This is a genomic window from Providencia sp. PROV189, from assembly GCF_028480065.1.
Classification (GTDB): Bacteria; Pseudomonadota; Gammaproteobacteria; order Enterobacterales; family Enterobacteriaceae; genus Providencia; species Providencia stuartii.
In genome coordinates this window covers 1-2,054 of record NZ_JAMPOG010000073.1, presented here as the reverse complement: position 1 = coordinate 2,054, position 2,054 = coordinate 1, and the positions used below count along the sequence as shown (strand labels likewise).

At 49.2% G+C, this 2,054-nt stretch carries 3 protein-coding genes; all 3 read left to right on the top strand.

The window, feature by feature from the left end:
- A partial coding sequence (locus tag PR833_RS20175; protein WP_272526476.1) for an STY4526/YPO1902 family pathogenicity island replication protein occupies window positions 1-385 on the top strand: 385 nt, incomplete at its 5' end.
- Window positions 375-659, top strand: coding sequence for a ParE family toxin-like protein (locus PR833_RS20170; RefSeq protein WP_004239737.1), 285 nt, complete (start codon window positions 375-377; stop codon window positions 657-659). The genes PR833_RS20175 and PR833_RS20170, both read left to right, overlap by 11 nt.
- Before the next feature lie 126 nt (window positions 660-785).
- Window positions 786-2,054: STY4528 family pathogenicity island replication protein (locus PR833_RS20165; RefSeq protein WP_272526475.1), on the top strand; the 1,269-nt coding region annotated here is incomplete at its 3' end.

Below are 2,054 nucleotides of genomic sequence, written 5' to 3'. Positions count from 1 at the left end.
ACGGTTATTACTGACCCGGGCAAAAGAAGTTCACCGTCAAAATCAGATGATTGAACGCTGTCTGAGACTGGGGGCATCCATCGATTTGCTGAATCAGTATTTTGGCATGACGTCACTGGAGGTGTCAGCCCGTCGGCGTTTGTCCGGGATCCGGGGAAATGCTGGCCGTTCACAGCGGCTGTCAGATGTGCAGCAAACGGAATTATGGTATCGCTGGAAAGAGGAGGGCATGCCGGAGCCGGATGATCCGGATTGTCTTCAGATCATGGTGTCCTGTGCCGAAAAAATGAATGTCTCTCTGACCACGGTATGGAATTCGGTTCAGGAATGGCACCGGGACGGCATACTGAATTCAGCTGACAGGGGGAAATATCATGCCGGATAACAGGAATATCAGTCATCATCAATCCGCCCGGATATTTCCGGAATGTGTCACGCCTGTTCCGGAGCATATTCAGCGGAAGGCAAACGGGTTATTGCTACGTTATTTTTCGGGAGAACGACTTTGTAAAAAAGTGAAATGCGGTGGAAAAAAGGGCGGTGTTTACCCGGTATTGAAAATTGATATTGGTGCATTCTGGCGTCTGCTCAGTATGGACCAGGGGCAAAGCTGGAAGCTGATGAGCCATGAACGTTATAACAAGATGATTAGCCGGTAAGGGCAGAATATTCAACATCATGATCCTCAGTATATTGAGACTGCCTCTTTACGGTGCGGTATTTTCACCGGAGGAGGCAGCTATAAGTGTATTCAGGCATGAAATTATTTTTGTGTGGGGCATAAGATGCAATTTCCTCCGGACAGTATTATTCAGTTTTCATTAGAAAAAATGCGGCAGCAACTGCATCACCGGCAACACAGCCAGCCCGGCACGGCACTGCGCAGTGGATTGATTTACGCCGGCAATGTTCATGATGCAATCCCCCGGCAATTATTGCTGGAATCCCGACTTTCCCCGGTTGATAAACTGACCTGGATGATGATCCGCCTTCATGCTCAGCAAAATGAGGGGGCCGTATTTCCGACCTATGATGACTTACAACTCCAGTTAGCCACACCCCACAGCGATAAAGCCTCGCGGGAAACGGTCAGCAGGGCACTGTTAATGCTGAGGCTGACGGGCTGGCTCAGTTTATGCCATCGGGTCAGGGATAAACGGGGGCGTATCAGAGGAAATATCTATATGTTACATGATGAGCCGGTGAATGCATTTGATGCAGAGACATTAGATCCACGCTGGATGGATGTACTGGAAAAAAGTTGTTATCACAAAAATAAGAGTGTGCGGTGCGTGGCCCGCGCTACGCTGACTGCCCTGAAAACCGAGCCGTCAATGCGACATCAGCATACCAGAATGCAACTCATTGAGCAGCGGCTTGAAAGTCTTCAGACACCGGAAGCGCTGGCAGACAGGCAACGCCGGATACTCAATGGGCAGACGGCACAACTTCATCCGGGTAAACATAAAAAAAATCGAGCCCAGTGTAAAACACCGGATTTGAAAATCGAACTCAGGGAAAAAAATGATGAAAAAAAACCGGGTACGAAAATCGAACTGAGTACACAAACCCAGTCTGATTCAGGGGTACGAAAATCGAACTGTTACGTACGTAATACTTTTACACAGAGTGTAAAAAATACGTACGTAGATCAGGGAGAGCAATATTTATCGGGTACTCAGGTGCAGGGGCTGCATCAGTGGATTGATGAGAATGATCGGCAGATGCTGGAAAAACAGTTACAGGCGTTGCCGGAAGAAGCCGCAATATCGATTGTGCAGCAACTGACACAGGGGGTGAGGACAGGAAGTGTACGTAATCCGGTGGGGTATGCCTTGCAGCTATTAAAGGCAGCCCGTGAAGGGCGATATCACTCCGTTTCCCCAGCAGAAACGGGGATGAAAAGTGCGTCTTTACAGAAAATGTCAGGTACTCCGGATGTATCACAGCACACGCAAACCAAACCGGAGAGAACGGAGAGAAGTAAGGCGTCTCAGGGGGGGATGGGTGCCCCTGATATTGCACGTCAGTACCTTCAGCGTTTTCGCCGTACG